Source organism: Pseudomonas sp. 21LCFQ010 (assembly GCF_024129905.1).
Classification (GTDB): domain Bacteria; phylum Pseudomonadota; class Gammaproteobacteria; order Pseudomonadales; family Pseudomonadaceae; genus Aquipseudomonas.
The window spans coordinates 228,205-244,348 of sequence record NZ_JAMYDZ010000005.1; the positions used below are offsets into that span (position 1 = coordinate 228,205).

Below are 16,144 nucleotides of genomic sequence, written 5' to 3' on the forward strand. Positions count from 1 at the left end.
TGATTCAAACCGCAGTGCCCATGCGTCTGCGGAAAAAATAACCAGATGATATCAACCCAGTCATTCCAGGCCAGGGATTGCTTGGCTCTGTCTGAAGGGGCTACCCATGAATACACGAAATCTGTTGCTTGGCACCCGTACCATCCTGGCCTTTGGTTGCATCTGCTTGCTGTTGCTGGTCATCGGCATCAGTGCGATCTGGCAGTTGCGCAACATCGACGGGGTGGTGGTCTCTCTGCATGAGAACTGGTTGCCCAGTGTCCGCCAGGCCGGCAAGATCCAGGCAGCAGCGCTGTTGTATCGGGTCGATGCGCGGCGCTTCGCCATGGATGACCAGCGCATGAGCGCCGTTTCGCTGGCGACACTCGACAAACTGCGCAGCCAGCTCAAGACTGAAACCCAGGCCTATGCCGCTATGGTGTCTTCCGATGATGAGCGGCGTCTGTACGAGCAGCTCAGTGCCTATGTTGATGCCTACATACGCGAGATCGACAAGCTTGTGGCAGTCGGTGCCACCGCCAGTGTGAAGGAGCTTGGGGCGATGATTGTGCTTGGCTCCAAGCCGGTCGCCTCCGAGTTGCAGGCCAGCGTGGAAAAGCTGATCGAGATCAACGAGCGCGGAGCCGATGCCTCCAGCCTCGAAGCGCATGATATACAGACCTTCAGCGTCTACCTGATCGGTTCTTTAAGCGCGCTGGCACTGGTGTTGACGGTGCTGATTGCGCGACTGTTCAGCAACAGCATTGTGCGCCCGGTGCGTGCTCTGCTCAGCGCCACCGAACAGATCGCCAGCGGCAACCTGCGCGCTGACATCGATGTGCAGGGCGCCGATGAACTCACGGGGCTGGAAACAGCGACACGGGCGATGCGTGACAACCTGCGTTCGATGATTGACCTGATTGGCCAGTCATCCTCACAACTGAGCAGCGCCGCCGAGCAACTCAGCGCCATCACCCACGAAACCACCGCCAGTGCCCAGCAGCAGAGCCTGGAGACCGACCAGGCGGCCACGGCGGTCAACGAAATGACCGCAGCTGTCGAGGAAGTGGCACGCAATGCCTCGTCAACCTCGCAGTCCAGCCAGCGCTCCGAACAGTCGGCGGTGCTGGGCCAGAGCAAGGTCACTACCACCATCACCTCCATCAAGCGCCTGAGCGACAGCGTGCGCCAGACCCGCAACGACGTCGAAGACCTGGCGCAGAAGAGCCAGGACATCGCCAAGGTGCTGGATGTGATCCGCACCATTGCCGAACAGACCAACCTGCTGGCGCTCAATGCCGCCATCGAGGCGGCGCGGGCCGGCGAGCAGGGCAGGGGGTTTGCCGTGGTCGCTGATGAAGTCCGGGCCCTGGCCCATCGCACCCAGCTCTCGACCCAGGAAATCGAGAAGATGATCGCCGAGATCCGCAGCAACTCCGAAGCCGCCGTCAGCTCCATGCGTCGCAGCGACACCGAAGCCAGCGACACCCTGGCCAGCGCCAACCAGGCCGGCGAAGCCATCGAGCAGATTGCCGAAGCGATCAGCGACATCAACGAACGCAACCTGCTGATCGCCAGCGCCTCGGAACAACAGGCCCAGGTCGCCCGCTCGGTGGACCAAAACCTGGTCAGCATCCGCGATATCTCATTGCGCAGCGCCCAGGCCGCCAGCCAGACCTCCGACGCCAGCCAGGAACTGTCACGTCTGGCGGTGCAACTCAATACGCTGGTGGGCAAGTTTGTGGTTTGAGCCACAGCCAGACGCGGCCAACCCCGTAGGCGCGGATTTATCCGGCGGCTGAAGCAGATCGCCGCCCGGCCGATCCTACGGTGTCGTCCGGCGATGTTAAGCCAGCGGCCCGAAATTCATCGAACATTGCGCAGGACGAGTGACTCTGTCGGCGGTCTGACGGCAATGACGTCAACCTGGATAGAGTCATGACGCTTGCGCGCATCGGTTTCGCTTGTCAGTACCGCCACCCTGAACGCGGCCTCTCGGAGGTCGAAATCAAACGGGTGGAAAGCCCCTTCAACCCACGTACCACCACCTTGCGCTGGATCAACAGCGTCGAGCCCGCCGTGGCCCAGGCCAGGCTGGTTGAGGTGGTTACGCACAATCTGGATGCGCAACTGCGCCTGCTCGATTACGTGGCGCAGTTGCCACCGCCGCTGCGCATGTTGCGGTTGTCGAGCGATCTCTTGCCGTTCTACAGCCATCCGCAACTGCGCGATTTTTACCAGCAGCCGTCCATCCAGCAGTGGCTGGGCAGTTGTTTCGCGGCGATTGGCGAGCGGGCGCGGGCGGCAGACATTCGGCTGTCGTTTCATCCCGGTCAGTTCTGCGTGCTAGGGTCGGACAATGCCTCGGTGGTCGAAAACAGCCTGGCCGAGTTCGAGTATCACGCCGACATGATCCGCATGCTCGGTTATGGCCGGCGCTTTCAGGATTTCAAATGCAACGTGCACATTGCCGGGCGCCTGGGGGCGGAGGGTATTCGTGCGCTGTGGCCGCGTTTGTCTGAGGTGGCGCAGACATGCATCACCTTCGAGAACGAAGAGAAGAGCTATGGCGTTGATGACTGCCTGCAACTGGCCGATCTGGCGCCTGTGGTGCTGGATATTCATCACTGCTGGATCAACGAAGAGCAGTACATCGACCCCTCTGATCCACGGGTCGCGCAGATCATCGACAGTTGGCGCGGGGTGCGCCCGGTGATGCATTACTCACAACCCCCGGAGCGTTTGCAGGCGCTGGGCTTTGCTGCCGAAGACAAACTGGAAATGAGCGAGCTGCTCAAGGTCGTGACCAAGCGTGAACTGTATGGGCACAGCGAGCGGATGTGGAATCACTGGACCAACGGTTATGCGCGGCAGTTTCTTGAGCGTTTCGACATCATGATCGAGGCCAAACACAAGAACCTGGCCAGCCTGGCGCTTTATCGGGAGTGGCTGCCCGGCCCCGCATAAGGGCCGGGCGGTCGGTTACTTGCCTGGAGTCAGGGTCAGGCGTTGCTTGCCATAGCCGCGCTCGTAGTTCTGCTGCTGCACCGGCAGGATGCTGTACTGCGCCTTGAGCCAGGCATCAATGCTGTTGGCATAGAACGGGCTGGCCGGGTTGCCGGACTGGCCGCTGCTGACCACCGCTTGCAATGGCTCGGCCTGGCTGAAATCAACGACCATGCGCAGGCTGGCGCTTGGCAGTACGTCGAAGCTCTGGCCCCAGGCGTAGGCCGCAGGGTTGAGGCTGCTGTGGTCGCCACCTGCAGGCACCGGGCTGCGCTGGAACTGGCCTTCGCCACCCAGGTGGCGGGCCAGCGGGTTACGCGACGGGGCCCAGTCATAGCGGTGCAGCTTGCCCCATTGCCAAGCTTTACGGTCGCTGCCCAATTGGCTTTCACCGGCGCTGATGGCTGCAGCCAGGCTGCGCGCCAGGATCGCTGGTTTGTCTTCTTTTTGCGGGGTTTTGAGGTCGTCCCAGAACGGGCTGTCGTCGCGGCCCAGCAGGTGGTCGGCCTGCGCCGACCACGACGAACGGGCATTCGCCACCAAAGCTTGCCAGGCCGGGCTGTCGGCGCCGCCGAGTTCATCCTGAAAGGTCAGCCGGGCGCTTTCTTGCAGGAACAATTGGTAGATGGCAGCGTCGGCAGAACCTGCGGTCAGGTTGCCGTCGAAGGCCATCAACCGGCTGTAGGCTTCGCGGGCTTTGCCGCGCTCAGCGTCGGGCAGGGCCTCAATGGCCTGCTTGAGCGGCTTGGCCATGCCCGGTGCTTCGAACATGGCTTTGAGTTTGGCGGCAAACAGGGTGCGCTGGTCGTATTGCGCGGCGATGCTGCTGCGCAGGTCCTGCTTGCCGGCGTTGGCCAGCTCCGCGAGGCGTTCGGCGCGCTCCGGGTAGCCCCAGGTGTTGGACAACTGCATGCCGTAGCCTTTGGGGGCTACGCGGTTGTTGGCGGTGCCCAGCCAGCCCTGACGCGGATCCTGGTCGTAAGGGTGGAGCATGGCATCGGCAAAGCCGTCCCAGTCGTAACGGCTGTCCCAGCCCGGTGACGGCAACAGGCCCTGGCCATCACGGCGGTTCGGGTAACGCCCGGTGACCTGCCAGGCGACGTTGCTGGCGTCGGCAAATACCATGTTCAGGCCAATGGCGCGGATTTCCCGGCTGGCATCAAAACCGCGTTCGACGTTGTTGGCGCGCGACAGGTTAAACAGCGCATCAAGGCTCTTGTCGTCCTTGAAGTCCGGGATCTGCAACGCCACGCCCAATGCGCTGGCGGACTCCCCGGCCTGCAACAGCGTGCCGTGGCGGGTGCTGTAGACGGTTTCGCGCACCGGCTGGCTGCCCTTGACCATGAAGGTTTCCTGATGACTCACAGCCGGTTGCCATTTGCCGTCGGCCAGGTACATCAGGCGATTGTTCTCGCGCTTGAGTTTCTCCAGAAACAGGTCCTGATTGTCGCCCTTGAGGTTGCCCATGCTCCAGGCCAGTTTGCCGTTGAACCCACTGAGAAACAGCGGCAGGCCGGCGATGGTGACCCCGGAGGCCTGATACTTGGGCGCGTTGATCTGCACCAGGCTCCAGCCGGATGCGGCGCCCGATGGCACTTGCAGCTCGCTGACCAGCAGGCTTTTGCCGCTGCGGCTGCGTTGCGGGGCGATGGCCCAATTGCTGGAGGCGGCATTGCCCAGCAGGTTGAGGTCGGCCAGTTGCAGGGCCACGCGGTTCAAGTCGTTCAGTTCCTTGCCCTGACCGGCCAGGCTCAAGCCCTTGAGCTTGTCGGCCTCGGCAAACGCGATCGCTTCGTCAGGTGCGCTTGGCAGCAGCCAGGCGAGTTTGTCAGCGCCAACCTTCTGGTTAAGCACCAGCGCTGAGAGTTCTTGTTGCAGGTTGACTGACAGGTTGAAGCTCAGCAGGCTGAAAATCAGCGCCGAGTCTTCCGGCTGCCAGTACTCCAGCCGATAACCGGCGCTGGCCAGGTCGCCCGGCAGCTTGTCGCGATAACGGAACAGGTAGGCGTTGACGCCACGGGCGTAGACCTCGAAGAATTTCTGCAGGCGCGGCGATGAACCCTTGTACAGCTCGCTGGCGCTGCGCTTGAGGTTGGCAGCGCGCATCAGCCGGTCCACCGGCAGCGCTTCGGCACCGACCACCTCGGCCAACCGTCCCTGGGCCAGCAGACGCATGCCGAGCATCTGCCCGACCCGTTCACCGGCATGCAGGTAGCCCAGGCTGAACAACGCATCGTGGAACGAGTGGCTTTCGATCAGCGCCATGCCTTGCGGATTGCGGCGGATCGATACGTTTTGCTCCAGGCCCTTGATGGCCACAGTGCCGGCAGACGGCAGCAGGGTCGAGGCATCCTCACCGCCCAACTGGCAGCCGGCAAGGCCGAGAAAACCGGCGGTCGCGGCGGCAAAACCAAATCGGGAAGACAAACGTGAACGGGCGGGCGAGGCCATGGCGAAACTCCGGCGGCGTGGCAACTGCAAAAAGTTGTTACGTTAGTGAGCGGGCAGGCGCTACGCAAGCCGGGAGGGGAGGAATATTTTCAGGGCGCTACATGCTGGTTTATTTGGGCGGGTTGATCCGCGCAGCCAGCGCATAGGCCCGCTGGGTCGCCGGGCGAGCTTCGATGGCATGGAACCAGCGCTTGAGGTTCGGGAAATCATCCAGGTTCTGCTGCTGGAAACTGTGCGGCACGATCCACGGGTAGATGGCCATGTCGGCAATGCTGTACTGGTCGCCGGCCACAAACTCACGGTCGGCCAGGCGCTTGTCCAGCACACCGTACAGCCGCGCGGTTTCGTCCACATAGCGTTTGATGGCGTAGGGCACTTGCTGCGGTGCAAAGCGGTTGAAATGGTGATTCTGCCCGGCCATCGGCCCCAGGCCGCCCATCTGCCAATACAGCCATTGCAGGGTTTCCTGGCGACCGCGCAAATCGGCAGGCAGGAACCGGCCGGTCTTTTCTGCCAGGTACTGCAAAATGGCGCCTGACTCAAACAGGCTCAGCGGCTCGCCGCCGTCGGCCGGGGTGTGGTCGACAATGGCCGGAATGCGGTTGTTGGGGGCGATCTTCAGAAATGACGGCTCGAACTGCTCGTTGTTGCCGATATTGACCGGGATGATCCGGTGTTCAAGGCCGGTTTCTTCAAGAAACAGAGTGATCTTGTGGCCGTTGGGGGTGGTCCAGTAGTGCAGGTCGATCATTGACAGCTCCATGCGGTTTACCCGAAGACGTCGTTGTACTCCGGCACAGGACCGGCCTGCAAATGAAAACGGCCTGCAAGGCAGGCCGTCAGGTGTGCTTGGCGATCAGGCGCCGTGGCACTTCTTGAATTTCTTGTCGCTGCCGCACGGGCAAGGGTCGTTGCGGCCAACGTCTTTCAGCGCATTGCGCACCGGCTCCTGGTGGCCGTGGTTGCAGTGCGGGCCATGGACATGACCGTCGTGCTCGTGGTGATGATGGTCGTGGTCGTGGTTGCAGTCAGGACCATGGACGTGGGGCTGGTTCATCGGGGTGTGCTCCAAAATTGAATCGGCGGCCATTATATCTCGCCGTCGACCCCAATACGCACGCTGTCGCGAAACAACAGACCAGTCTTGAGTTTGCCCTCAAGGCGATAAGGGATCGGTTGCCCGCGCTGCTTGAGCTTCTGGGCAATTGGTTTGGCGTGGCGCCACAGGTTGGTACGCACCGGCACCACGAAGATTTCATGGCTGTGCCCGGCGACCAGAAACCAGTCGGTGACCTGATCTTCGGCCAGGATCAGCTCACCCAGCATGATTTTGTAGCGCAAACCGCGCACCAGAAGGCGTGAGTCATTGGGGTTGTCGACCTCGAAATGCAGTTTGAAGTCTTGCTGCAATAGCTGCACTTTGACGGTCTCAACCTTGAGCAGGCGCAGTTGTGGTGGCTGCCAGGCACGTGAACCCCACCCGCTTGAGCAGCCGCTCAAGGTGCCGAGCAGCAGGGCCAGCAGCCAGAGTCGTGGGAATGTCAGTGTCATGCCGATGACCGTCAGGGGCGAGAGTATTGGCAGAGTGTAGGCCATCAGGTTGTTCGTGCGGACAAGCCTGCGCCATACTTTGGATACAGGCTTGAAGAGAGGCAGTGATGAGTCTTTACGAAATCGTCTTCAGCGGTCGGCTGGTAGCAGGTGCCCAGCCAGACAAGGTCAAGGCCAATCTGGCGCGGTTGTTCCAGGCCGACGAGCAACGCATGGCGCTGTTGTTCTCCGGACGCCGGCTGGTTCTGAAGAACAACCTCGACGCTCAGGCCGCCGAAAAGTACCGGGCGACGCTGGAGCGTGCCGGTGCGTTGGCCGAGGTGGTGGATATGCATCCGCGCATCGAGGAAGTGGAACTGGCGCCGCCGCCGGATGCGCCGACCTGGCTGAAAAAGCCCAAGCCGGGTGACGGGCGGTTGCAGGTCACGCCCCGCGACCTGTACATGGCGGCATTCGTCGATGTCGATGCCCCCGACCTGCCGCTGGCCGAGGTCGGCAGCGACCTGCAAGATGCCAAACCTGCACCACAGGCGCCGCGACTGGATCTGTCCGGTATCACTCTGGCGCCGGCTGGCAGTGACATGGGCCAGCACAAGCAGCCCCAGGCCAGGCCCGCGCCGGACACTTCACACCTCAAGCTGCTCTGAGCAAGCCTTTGCTACAGCAGGTAGCCGGCACAGCATTTCTTGAATTTCTGCCCGCTGCCGCACGGGCAGTTATCGTTACGGCCCGGCTTGAGCGGCACGGTGGGGTCGATGAAGTACCAGCGCCCCTGATTCTGTACAAAGGCCGAGCGTTCGCGGTGGCTGTGTTCGCCGTGTTCATCGTGCCAGCGTGCGGTGAAGGTCACGAATGCGTGTTCCGGCTTGCCGCCCAACACCTCGGTGTCTTCCACCTCCAGGCCCAGCCAGGTGCTATGCGCGCTCCACTGGGCGATGGCGTTGCGGTCCAGCGCATGTTGTTGGGCCGGCAGCGTGGTGTCGAGCAGGTAATCCACCTGGCTCAAGACATAGGCGCTGTAGCGCGAACGCATCAGCTTTTCCGCGCAGGGTGCCGGCTGGCCGGCATGAAAGCGGCCGCAGCAGGCCAGCAACAGATCCCCGCTGCCGCAGGGGCAACTTGCACTACTCATGCATCACCACCAGTACTTGCCAAAATTTTCCGGGTTGGCCCAGAACTTGGCATTCAGCCAGTCGGGCACCTGTTTGTATTCACGCAAATCGTAAGTAAACAGCGTCAGCACCTGTTCATCGCGGCTGAAGCGTTCGCTGGCTTGCAGGGCCAGGGCGAAGAAGTCGGTTTCCTGCCAGCCGCAGGCCTGCAGGTCAGCCAGCACCGCGATGCGGCTGGCGTTGAGGTTGCGGATGCCGCCAAGCAATTGCAGGCCGTCGCGCCGCGGGATGTGTTCAAGGCAATCGACCACCAGCGCCAGGTCGAAGCGTTGGGCGGCCAGTTCGGTCGGCAGTTGCCCGGGCGCGGCGACGGCCAGTTCGGTGTCCGGGTGCGCCTCACGAAAAGCCTGCAGGGCCGGGAACGTTTCGCTGCCGATCAGCAGCAGGCGTTGCGGGGCGTAGCGGTCGAGCAGGGCGGCCAGCGCCTGTTGCGGTGTGCGGGTGGAGAAAGCAGCGGTCATCATCGTTCCTCTTGACTGTGCAAGCGTAGCGTTATCGGCAACGGGCAAGGCCTGAAAGTTTACTGGATCGGCCGGTAAGGGAAATGGCTTTTCGCCGTATGCCTGCACATCGTCTAGTCTGGACCTTTGCGACGATACCCAGTGTGGCAGGGGACCAAACGCCGGTTCGGCGGGCAATTTAATTGTGCCGGGGCGGTGAACCTTCTCGATTTCGCAAAGGACAAACGGTAGCGCACTGGCAAAGTGCCGTCGCAAAAAACCTCCGCGGCAAACCGGCCGCCCCTCGGGAGTGCAGAACAATGAATATGCTTAGGACAGCGGTACCTTTGATCCTGGTGAGCAGTGTGCTGACCGGTTGTGCGGGCTTGCAGAAAGAAGACTGGCCAAAATGTGCCGCTGGCGGCTTCCTCGGTGGCGCGGCGGTGGGGGCGTTCCAGACCGCAGCGGTGGCGGCCAGCCTCGGCGGCGCAGTGGGCGTGATGGCCGGTGCTTATTGCTGGGTGCATGGCGACGGCGACGATGATGGTGACGGCGTACCGAACAGCCGCGACAAGTGCCCGGATACTCCGCGCGGCACGCCGGTCGATGCCAGCGGTTGCCCGATCGTGGCCGCGCCTGCACCTGAGCCGATTCCCGCTGCGCCAGCGCCACTGCCGCGTGAAGAGGTAATCAACATCAACAAGGAAGTGCTGTTCGAATTCGACTCGGCGCGCCTGACCGCTTCCGACCGCACCAATCTGGACGTGGTTGCCAGCCGTCTGCGTCAGGAAGCCGCTACCGTGCAACTGCGCGTCACTGGCCATACCGACAGCGTCGGCAGCGATGCCTATAACCAGAAGCTCTCTGAGCGTCGTGCGCATTCGGTAACCGATTACCTGATCAGTTCGGGCGTGCCACGCGCTTCGTTCGTGTCGGTGTCCGGTGAAGGCGAGTCGCGTCCTGTCGCGGACAACAAGACCGCTGAAGGCCGCGCGCTGAACCGCCGCGTTGAAGTGAAAATCAACCGCTGATTGACTGCCCTCCCTGTACCGGCCCGGCTATGTTGCCGGGCCGGTTATCTACTGCGCCCCTGCATTTACCTACCGTTACTGGCATTCTGAGCTGGCTTGGCGTTACTGTGCGTGCTGCACAAATGATGCGAAAGCCAAGCGTTCGCATAGACGACACGATCAGGGGCCTGAAATGAAGCTGTTCTGGGGGTTGGGAAAACTGTTGACGCTGGGGTTTTGGGCAGTGGTGTTGATCAACCTGCTGGTTCGCGCTCCCGGCCCTTTTGACGTGGCAATCGACATGGCCGGTTGCCTCATCCTGCTCACCCATCTGCTGGAGCTGGTGCTGTTCAACGCCAGCCTGCGCGGCCGTGCCAACCCTTGGCGTGATCGCGGCAAAATCCTTGTATTCGGTATCTTTCATCTCCAGGCCATCGGCCGTCCACGCGTCGAGGCCCGTCATGCGTAAATTCCTGTTGCTTGCCACCCTGTGCAGCCCCCTGGCCGTGGCCCAGGACATTCAGGTGCAGTCCCATTCGCTGTTGCGCCTGCCGGCCAGTGGCACCGTGTTGCAGGTTCAGCGCCTGGAAGTGGCCGATTACGGCACCTTGCTGGTTCCCGGCGGGGTCACAGACCTGAAGGTCGAACAACTGCTGCTCGGCCACGAAGCCCGGATCGCGATCGTCCCCGGCAGCCAGCCACTGAACGTGCTGATCGGCACGGCGCAACTGGGCACCGGCAGCCAGATCACGGCACGCGGTGCGCCGGGCACTTATCAGAAAGCGCCGACACCGGGACGCAACCTGACCTTGCGTATTCAGGCATTGCAGGCTGAGGAACTCTCGGTGGATGCCCGTGGCGGCACCGGCGCGCCAGGCTACGTGGGCCTGGACGGAGCCAACGGCCAGGCCCCGGGTTGCACCTGGGGCAGTGCCGGGCGGGGTTATGACGGTGATGCCGGTGGTAATGGCCATGCTGGCGCCGCGGGCGGCCAGGTGCGCCTGGAGCTGCCACTGGGCTTTGCCGCCGAGCGCGTCAAGGTTAACGTCGACGGCGGTGCCGGTGGTGCGGCCGGTGAAGGCGGTAAACCAGGCAAGGGCGGTGAGTCCAAGGGCTGCATCGTCTACCGCGCCGATGGCGGCAAGGCCGGCACCGCCGGAGCTGCAGGGCAGGCGGGTGCCGCAGGACCTGCCGGGGTGGTGAACGTACAGCGTTTCTGACCGGCGCCGCCTGGGCGGCTGCGTCGACCTATGACCACAGCGCCGGCCGCGCTGCGGCAAGCGCTACCACCGCCAGGCCGATCAACAGATTGATACCCACCAGCCGGCGGATGCGCCCCAGCACCCCGGCGCCTTCGGCCCACTGTTCGGCTTGCACCGCCTGACGCAGCTCGGGCAACTGTAACGAATGAATGCGCAGAAACACCGCGACCATCACCACATACAGGCCCATCATCGCCTGCACATAACGCGGCGCCAGCTCCAGGCTCGGGTAGTTCAGGCGGGCAAACACCACCCCGGTAACCGGCAAGATCACGATGGCGACCCACACCCAGGTAAAAAATCGCGGAAACACCTGGACCCATAATCTCAGGCGCAGGGGACCCTCAAGTGCTGCAATGATTGCCGGGCGCAGAATCATCCAGGCGAAGAACATGCCGCCGACCCAGACCAGGGCCGCCAGAACATGCAGGGTGTAGGCAAGAGTCGATACGCTCATGAAGGCTCCTGATGGCGATTTGTCCGACCGCTGACGATGCATTTGCTGCGATGCGTTCAGCGCAGATGGCATTAGCGCGCTATGATAGCGCCCACTTTGAAACACTGAAAATTTATCCAGCCTTTTGCCGTATCCCGAGCCAATGATCAGCACCGAACTCAAAGCCCAGATCCAGGGCGCCTATTCGCGCTTCCTCGAAGCCAAGAGCCTCAAGCCTCGTTACGGCCAGCGCCTGATGATCGCGGAGGTCGCCAAGGTGTTGGGCGATGTCGCGACCGACGATGAAGGGCGGCGCAGCGGGGACCCGGCGGTGGTTGCAGTGGAGGCCGGAACCGGCACCGGCAAGACCGTCGCGTATGCCATTGCTTCGATTCCGGCGGCCAAGGCGGCCGGCAAGCGGCTGGTGATCGCCACCGCTACCGTGGCCTTGCAGGAGCAAATCGTTTTCAAGGACTTGCCCGACCTGATGCGCAACAGCGGCCTTAGCTTCAGCTTTGCTCTGGCCAAGGGGCGTGGCCGCTACATGTGCCTGTCCAAGCTCGACCTGCTGTTGCAGGAGGGTAACCAGAACAGCGCCACTGCCCAGTTGTTCGAGGAAGAGGGCTTCAAGATCGAGGTCGATGAAGTCAGCCAGAAGCTGTTCAACAGCATGCTGCAGAAGCTGGCTGGCAACAAATGGGACGGTGACCGCGACAGTTGGCCCCAGGAACTCGACGACCTGACCTGGTCGCGGCTGACCACCGACCATAGCCAGTGCACCAGCCGCCATTGTCCGAACTTTCAGCAGTGCGCCTTCTACAAGGCCCGCGAGGGTATGGGCAAGGTCGATGTGATCGTCACCAACCACGATATGGTCCTTGCCGACCTGGCGCTGGGCGGTGGTGCGGTCTTGCCCGACCCGCGCGACACCGTCTATGTGTTCGACGAAGGTCACCACCTGCCCGACAAAGCCATCGGCCACTTCGCCCATTACACGCGGCTGCGCTCCACCGCCGACTGGCTGGAACAGACCGCCAAGAACCTCACCAAGTTACTGGCCCAGAATCCGCTGCCGGGCGACCTGGGGCGTTATATCGAGCAGGTGCCGGAGCTGGCCCGCGAAGTGAAAAACCAGCAGCAGTTCATGTTCGCGGCCTGCGAGCAACTGGCGGACTTTCGTGCCGGTGAAGACACCGAAGGCCGCGAACGGCCGCGCCACCGCTTCGTCGGTGGAGTGATTCCCGAGCATATCCGCGACATCGGCATCGAGCTGAAAAAGGGCTTCTCGCGGCTCAACGACCTGTTTACCCGCCTGGCTGACCTGCTCAAGGAGGGCATGGACGGCGAGGTGAATATCGGCATCGCCAGCCATCAGGCCGAAGAATGGTATCCCCTGTTCGGTGCCCTGCTGGCCCGTGCCCAGGGCAACTGGGAGCTGTGGACCGCCTTCACTGCCGAAGACCCGGACGAAAGCCCGCCCATGGCGCGCTGGCTGAGCCTGGCCGAGAGTGGCGCGATGTTCGATATCGAGGTCAATGCCAGCCCGATCCTGGCCGCTGAGATGTTGCGCCGCAACCTCTGGAATGTCGCCCATGCCGCGCTGGTCACCTCCGCAACCCTGACCGCGCTGGGCAAGTTCGACCGTTACCGGATGCGCTCCGGCCTGCCCAGAGATGCCGTGACAGCGGTAGTGCCCAGCCCGTTTCACCATGCCGACGCCGGTGTATTGCGGGTCCCGGACCTCAAGGCCGACCCGCGCAATGCCGCCGAGCATACCGCGGCGATCATCCGTGACCTGCCGGAGCTGGTCGAAGGCTCCAAGGGCAGCCTGGTGCTGTTCTCGTCGCGGCGGCAGATGCAGGACGTGTTCGACGGCCTGGACCGCGACTGGCGCAAGCAGGTGTTCATTCAAGGCAACCTGTCCAAGCAGGAAACCCTCAACAAGCACAAGGCGCGGGTCGACGGCGGCGAGTCCAGCGTGCTGTTCGGCCTGGCGAGTTTTGCCGAAGGGGTCGACTTGCCGGGGGCGTACTGTGAGCACGTGGTGATCGCCAAGATTCCTTTTTCGGTACCGGACGACCCGGTTGAGGCGGCACTGGCCGAGTGGATCGAAGCCCGTGGTGGCAACCCGTTCATGGAGATTTCCGTGCCCGACGCCTCGCTGAAACTGATTCAGGCCTGTGGCCGCTTGCTGCGCACCGAGTCTGATCGAGGCACCATTACCTTGCTCGACCGGCGCCTGGTGACCCAGCGTTACGGAAAAGCGATCCTCAATGCCTTGCCACCCTTTCATCGCGAGATTTCATGAAGCGCGGTTCACAACGGCCATGATCGCTGAAACAATGCGCACCGACATTTGACAGGCGCGGCTGAGCCCGCCGTGAAACCGCCAGCCAGGAGCCAAGCGTTGCAGATCCAGGGTCATTTCCAGCTTGAATTCGAAGCCGTACGTGAGGCGTTTGCCGCACTGTTCGACGATCCTCAGGAGCGTGGCGCTGCGCTATGCATCCAGATCGGTGGCGAAACCGTCGTCGATCTGTGGGCCGGCACGGCTGACCAGAGCGGCAGCGAGGCCTGGCACAGCGATACCATCGCCAACCTGTTTTCCTGCACCAAGCCATGGGCGGCAGTCGCTGCATTGCAGTTGGTAGACGAAGGCAAACTGCGCCTCGACGAGCCGGTCGCGCGTTTGTGGCCCGAGTTCGCCGCTGCCGGCAAAGACACCATTACCCTGCGTCAGTTGCTCTGTCATCAGGCCGGCCTGCCGGCGCTGCGTGACCTGCTGCCGGCCGAAGCGCTATATCAGTGGGGCACCATGACCGGCGCCCTGGCGGCCGAAACTCCGTGGTGGACGCCGGGGCAGGGCCATGGCTATGCGGCAATCACCTACGGCTGGCTGGTGGGCGAGATGCTGCGCCGCGCCGATGGCCGCGAGCCAGGTGATGCCATCGTCGGCCGGGTCGCCAAACCGTTGGGGCTGGATTTTCATATCGGCCTGGCCGATGAAGAGTTTCACCGTGTTGCGCACATCGCGCGTGGCAAAGGCAATGCCGGTGACGAAGCCGCGCAGCGCCTGCTGCAAGCCACGATGCGCGAACCGCAGTCGATTACCTGCAAGGCCTTCACCAATCCGCCCTCTATCCTGACCAGTACCAACAAACCTGAGTGGCGGCGCTTCCAGCAACCGGCGGCGAATGGTCATGGCAATGCCCGCAGCCTGGCCGGCTTCTACAGCGGTTTGCTGGATGGCAGCCTGCTCGAATCGGAGCTGCTCGGTGAGATGACCCGTGAGCACAGCCTCGGCCAGGACAAGACCCTGCTGACCTCTACCCGGTTTGGGCTGGGCTGCATGCTCGATCAACCGACGGTCGCCAATGCCACTTATGGCCTGGGGCCCAGGGCGTTCGGTCATCCGGGGGCGGGCGGTTCGGTGGGCTTTGCCGATCCCGATTACGACGTGGCCTTTGGCTTTGTCACCAATACCTTGGGCCCGTACGTGCTAATGGACCCCCGTGCCCAAAAACTGGCGGGTATACTGCGTGAGTCTTTGCAGTAAGTATTGCTCATAAGTGCTTGTTTAATACCGATTGTCAGTTTCTCTGGTAAAAGCCAACCGTAGAACGGTTTCTTTTTCCACTCTGTCTTGATGCGTGTTATACGACGTTGCTCGCGTCCTTTTGTCTGCCACTTTCGTTGTAGGTCGTCCATGTCCTCGAAAAGAACTCTTGCCATTGCTTTGTGCATCGCCGCCCTGACCGGTTGCGCCCAGACCCCGAAAACCGATGCTGCGGCTGACGCCTCCAGCCCATGGTACTGGCCGTTTGGCTCCGAAGCTGCTGCCGATGGCAAAGCTGACGCGGCGGCCGACAAGGTTGCCAGCAAGCCCGAGGACAAACCCGCTGCCAAGCCTGCACCGTCCATGGTGGCCAAGTCCGAGACCGACAGCCGCTGGTGGTGGCCGTTCGGTTCCAGTGACAGCAAGCAAGCCACGCAAGAAGCCAAGGTCTTGCCGATGCCCGACCCGAAGCTGACCCAAGCGTGGCTGGACGAATACGAGCCACGGGTGCGCAGCGCAATCAAGGACAGCAATTTCCAGTTCGAGCGCCGTGACGACCTGCTGGTCATCACCGCCCCGGTCGACTCCTCGTTCAACCCGGATCGGCCGGCCATGCTGCTGCCGGTGACCCTGGGGCCGATTACCCGTCTGGCCAAGGCCGTCGAGGGCGATGCCAAGACTGCCGTGCTGATTCTCGGTCACGCCGACACCAGCGGTGCCAAAGAAACCAACCAGAAGATCAGCCAGGAGCGCGCCCAGTCGGTTGCGGCAATCTTCCGCCTCAGCGGCCTGGAGCGTAACCGCCTGAGCCAGCGCGGCATGGGCGCGGTGATGCCGCGTGCCGCCAACGACAGCACCCAGGGCCGTGCCCTGAACCGCCGCGTCGAAATCCTGCTGACCCGCCAAGACACCATGCGCGCGCTGATGAGCCGCTATGACGTACCGGCGGTCGCGCCGACACTGGTCGCGGTACAGGACGTCAAACCGGCGGCTGCCGCTCCAGCGCCGGCCAAAAAAGCTGCCCCGGCCAAGAAAGACACCGCTAAAAAGGCCGCACCGGCCAAGAAAGAAACCGCCAAAAAGGCAGCCCCAGCCAAGAAAGAAGCGGCCAAGAAAGACACTGCGAAAAAGGCCGAGCCTGCCAAGGCCGTCGCCAAGAAGACCGACGCCCAGGCCAGCAACTGACCTGAGCGGCGACCTGCTGGCGGCCAACATTGACCGCCAGCAGGCCGCCAGCGCTTCAAGCTGTCCTGTGCCGGGCTGTTATGCTTAACTGCCCGG

The 16,144-nt window shown here is 62.6% G+C and carries 16 protein-coding genes; 9 read left to right on the plus strand and 7 right to left on the minus strand.

Annotated elements, in window-relative coordinates:
- Positions 1-106 precede the first annotated feature (106 nt).
- Both NJC38_RS08895 and NJC38_RS08900 read left to right on the plus strand, forming a co-directional pair.
- Positions 107-1,729 carry a methyl-accepting chemotaxis protein gene (locus NJC38_RS08895; RefSeq protein ID WP_253113466.1) on the plus strand — a complete coding sequence of 541 codons (1,623 nt, stop codon included), beginning with the start codon at positions 107-109 and terminating at the stop codon, positions 1,727-1,729.
- Positions 1,730-1,917: 188 nt separating this feature from the next.
- Positions 1,918-2,946, plus strand: coding sequence for a UV damage endonuclease UvsE (locus tag NJC38_RS08900; RefSeq protein WP_253113469.1), 1,029 nt, complete (start codon positions 1,918-1,920; stop codon positions 2,944-2,946).
- Between the two features lie 15 nt (positions 2,947-2,961).
- On the opposite strand, the gene NJC38_RS08905 is transcribed toward NJC38_RS08900, so the two are convergent.
- The 4 genes from NJC38_RS08905 to NJC38_RS08920 form a co-directional block, all read right to left on the minus strand.
- Positions 2,962-5,436 (minus strand): penicillin acylase family protein, encoded by a 2,475-nt coding sequence (locus NJC38_RS08905; RefSeq protein WP_253113472.1) that lies wholly within the window; start codon positions 5,434-5,436, stop codon positions 2,962-2,964.
- A 109-nt stretch (positions 5,437-5,545) separates the two neighbouring features.
- The gene (locus NJC38_RS08910) at positions 5,546-6,187 is read right to left on the minus strand and encodes a glutathione binding-like protein (protein ID WP_045488474.1); all 642 of its coding nucleotides are present in this window, start codon (positions 6,185-6,187) and stop codon (positions 5,546-5,548) included.
- Positions 6,188-6,292: 105 nt separating this feature from the next.
- On the minus strand, positions 6,293-6,493 hold the full coding sequence (locus NJC38_RS08915) for an SEC-C metal-binding domain-containing protein (protein WP_084710242.1): 201 nt from the start codon (positions 6,491-6,493) through the stop codon (positions 6,293-6,295).
- A 32-nt stretch (positions 6,494-6,525) separates the two neighbouring features.
- Positions 6,526-6,987 carry an LEA type 2 family protein gene (locus tag NJC38_RS08920; protein WP_045488476.1) on the minus strand — a complete coding sequence of 154 codons (462 nt, stop codon included), beginning with the start codon at positions 6,985-6,987 and terminating at the stop codon, positions 6,526-6,528.
- A 107-nt stretch (positions 6,988-7,094) separates the two neighbouring features.
- Between NJC38_RS08920 and NJC38_RS08925 the strand changes: the two genes are divergently transcribed.
- Positions 7,095-7,634: a hypothetical protein gene (locus tag NJC38_RS08925; protein ID WP_045488479.1), complete on the plus strand. Its 540-nt coding sequence runs from the start codon at positions 7,095-7,097 to the stop codon at positions 7,632-7,634.
- An 11-nt stretch (positions 7,635-7,645) separates the two neighbouring features.
- On the opposite strand, the gene NJC38_RS08930 is transcribed toward NJC38_RS08925, so the two are convergent.
- Both NJC38_RS08930 and NJC38_RS08935 read right to left on the minus strand, forming a co-directional pair.
- The gene (locus NJC38_RS08930; protein ID WP_045488481.1) at positions 7,646-8,119 is read right to left on the minus strand and encodes a YchJ family protein; all 474 of its coding nucleotides are present in this window, start codon (positions 8,117-8,119) and stop codon (positions 7,646-7,648) included.
- 3 nt (positions 8,120-8,122) lie between these two features.
- On the minus strand, positions 8,123-8,620 hold the full coding sequence (locus NJC38_RS08935; protein ID WP_045488483.1) for a DUF6231 family protein: 498 nt from the start codon (positions 8,618-8,620) through the stop codon (positions 8,123-8,125).
- A 299-nt stretch (positions 8,621-8,919) separates the two neighbouring features.
- On the opposite strand from NJC38_RS08935, the gene NJC38_RS08940 reads away from it, so the two are divergent.
- The 3 genes from NJC38_RS08940 to NJC38_RS08950 all read left to right on the plus strand — a co-directional run bounded on the left by NJC38_RS08940 (position 8,920) and on the right by NJC38_RS08950 (position 10,829).
- Positions 8,920-9,630 carry an OmpA family protein gene (locus NJC38_RS08940; protein ID WP_253113474.1) on the plus strand — a complete coding sequence of 237 codons (711 nt, stop codon included), beginning with the start codon at positions 8,920-8,922 and terminating at the stop codon, positions 9,628-9,630.
- Positions 9,631-9,802: 172 nt separating this feature from the next.
- Positions 9,803-10,078, plus strand: a complete 276-nt coding sequence (locus NJC38_RS08945) for a DUF1145 domain-containing protein (RefSeq protein ID WP_253113477.1) — start codon at positions 9,803-9,805, stop codon at positions 10,076-10,078.
- Complete coding sequence (locus NJC38_RS08950; protein WP_253113479.1) at positions 10,071-10,829, plus strand: collagen-like protein; 759 nt, start codon at positions 10,071-10,073, stop codon at positions 10,827-10,829. The genes NJC38_RS08945 and NJC38_RS08950 overlap by 8 nt, the downstream gene beginning before the upstream one ends.
- 28 nt (positions 10,830-10,857) lie before the next feature.
- Here the strand turns inward: NJC38_RS08950 and NJC38_RS08955 are convergent, their stop codons facing one another.
- Positions 10,858-11,328 carry a DUF2269 family protein gene (locus tag NJC38_RS08955; RefSeq protein ID WP_253113481.1) on the minus strand — a complete coding sequence of 157 codons (471 nt, stop codon included), beginning with the start codon at positions 11,326-11,328 and terminating at the stop codon, positions 10,858-10,860.
- 142 nt (positions 11,329-11,470) lie between these two features.
- Here NJC38_RS08955 and dinG point away from each other — a divergent pair, with 142 nt between their 5' ends.
- The 3 genes from dinG to NJC38_RS08970 all read left to right on the plus strand — a co-directional run bounded on the left by dinG (position 11,471) and on the right by NJC38_RS08970 (position 16,048).
- Complete coding sequence (gene dinG / locus NJC38_RS08960) at positions 11,471-13,615, plus strand: ATP-dependent DNA helicase DinG (protein WP_045488493.1); 2,145 nt, start codon at positions 11,471-11,473, stop codon at positions 13,613-13,615.
- Positions 13,616-13,714: 99 nt separating this feature from the next.
- Positions 13,715-14,863 (plus strand): serine hydrolase domain-containing protein, encoded by a 1,149-nt coding sequence (locus tag NJC38_RS08965; RefSeq protein ID WP_253113484.1) that lies wholly within the window; start codon positions 13,715-13,717, stop codon positions 14,861-14,863.
- Between the two features lie 150 nt (positions 14,864-15,013).
- Entirely contained in the window at positions 15,014-16,048 is a 1,035-nt protein-coding gene (locus NJC38_RS08970) for an OmpA family protein (RefSeq protein ID WP_045488497.1), read from the plus strand.
- Positions 16,049-16,144: the final 96 nt, after the last annotated feature.

What these genes read in the sequence shown, in the direction of transcription:
- NJC38_RS08955 (WP_253113481.1), bottom strand. Translation starts at nt 11,328, where the DNA reads ATGAGCGTATCGACTCTTGCCTACACCCTGCATGTTCTGGCGGCCCTG.
- NJC38_RS08895 (WP_253113466.1), top strand. Translation starts at nt 107, where the DNA reads ATGAATACACGAAATCTGTTGCTTGGCACCCGTACCATCCTGGCCTTT.
- NJC38_RS08905 (WP_253113472.1), bottom strand. Translation starts at nt 5,436, where the DNA reads ATGGCCTCGCCCGCCCGTTCACGTTTGTCTTCCCGATTTGGTTTTGCC.
- NJC38_RS08920 (WP_045488476.1), bottom strand. Translation starts at nt 6,987, where the DNA reads ATGACACTGACATTCCCACGACTCTGGCTGCTGGCCCTGCTGCTCGGC.
- NJC38_RS08970 (WP_045488497.1), top strand. Translation starts at nt 15,014, where the DNA reads ATGTCCTCGAAAAGAACTCTTGCCATTGCTTTGTGCATCGCCGCCCTG.
- NJC38_RS08950 (WP_253113479.1), top strand. Translation starts at nt 10,071, where the DNA reads ATGCGTAAATTCCTGTTGCTTGCCACCCTGTGCAGCCCCCTGGCCGTG.
- NJC38_RS08940 (WP_253113474.1), top strand. Translation starts at nt 8,920, where the DNA reads ATGAATATGCTTAGGACAGCGGTACCTTTGATCCTGGTGAGCAGTGTG.
- NJC38_RS08945 (WP_253113477.1), top strand. Translation starts at nt 9,803, where the DNA reads ATGAAGCTGTTCTGGGGGTTGGGAAAACTGTTGACGCTGGGGTTTTGG.
- dinG (WP_045488493.1), top strand. Translation starts at nt 11,471, where the DNA reads ATGATCAGCACCGAACTCAAAGCCCAGATCCAGGGCGCCTATTCGCGC.
- NJC38_RS08910 (WP_045488474.1), bottom strand. Translation starts at nt 6,187, where the DNA reads ATGATCGACCTGCACTACTGGACCACCCCCAACGGCCACAAGATCACT.
- NJC38_RS08930 (WP_045488481.1), bottom strand. Translation starts at nt 8,119, where the DNA reads ATGAGTAGTGCAAGTTGCCCCTGCGGCAGCGGGGATCTGTTGCTGGCC.
- NJC38_RS08935 (WP_045488483.1), bottom strand. Translation starts at nt 8,620, where the DNA reads ATGACCGCTGCTTTCTCCACCCGCACACCGCAACAGGCGCTGGCCGCC.
- NJC38_RS08925 (WP_045488479.1), top strand. Translation starts at nt 7,095, where the DNA reads ATGAGTCTTTACGAAATCGTCTTCAGCGGTCGGCTGGTAGCAGGTGCC.
- NJC38_RS08900 (WP_253113469.1), top strand. Translation starts at nt 1,918, where the DNA reads ATGACGCTTGCGCGCATCGGTTTCGCTTGTCAGTACCGCCACCCTGAA.
- NJC38_RS08915 (WP_084710242.1), bottom strand. Translation starts at nt 6,493, where the DNA reads ATGAACCAGCCCCACGTCCATGGTCCTGACTGCAACCACGACCACGAC.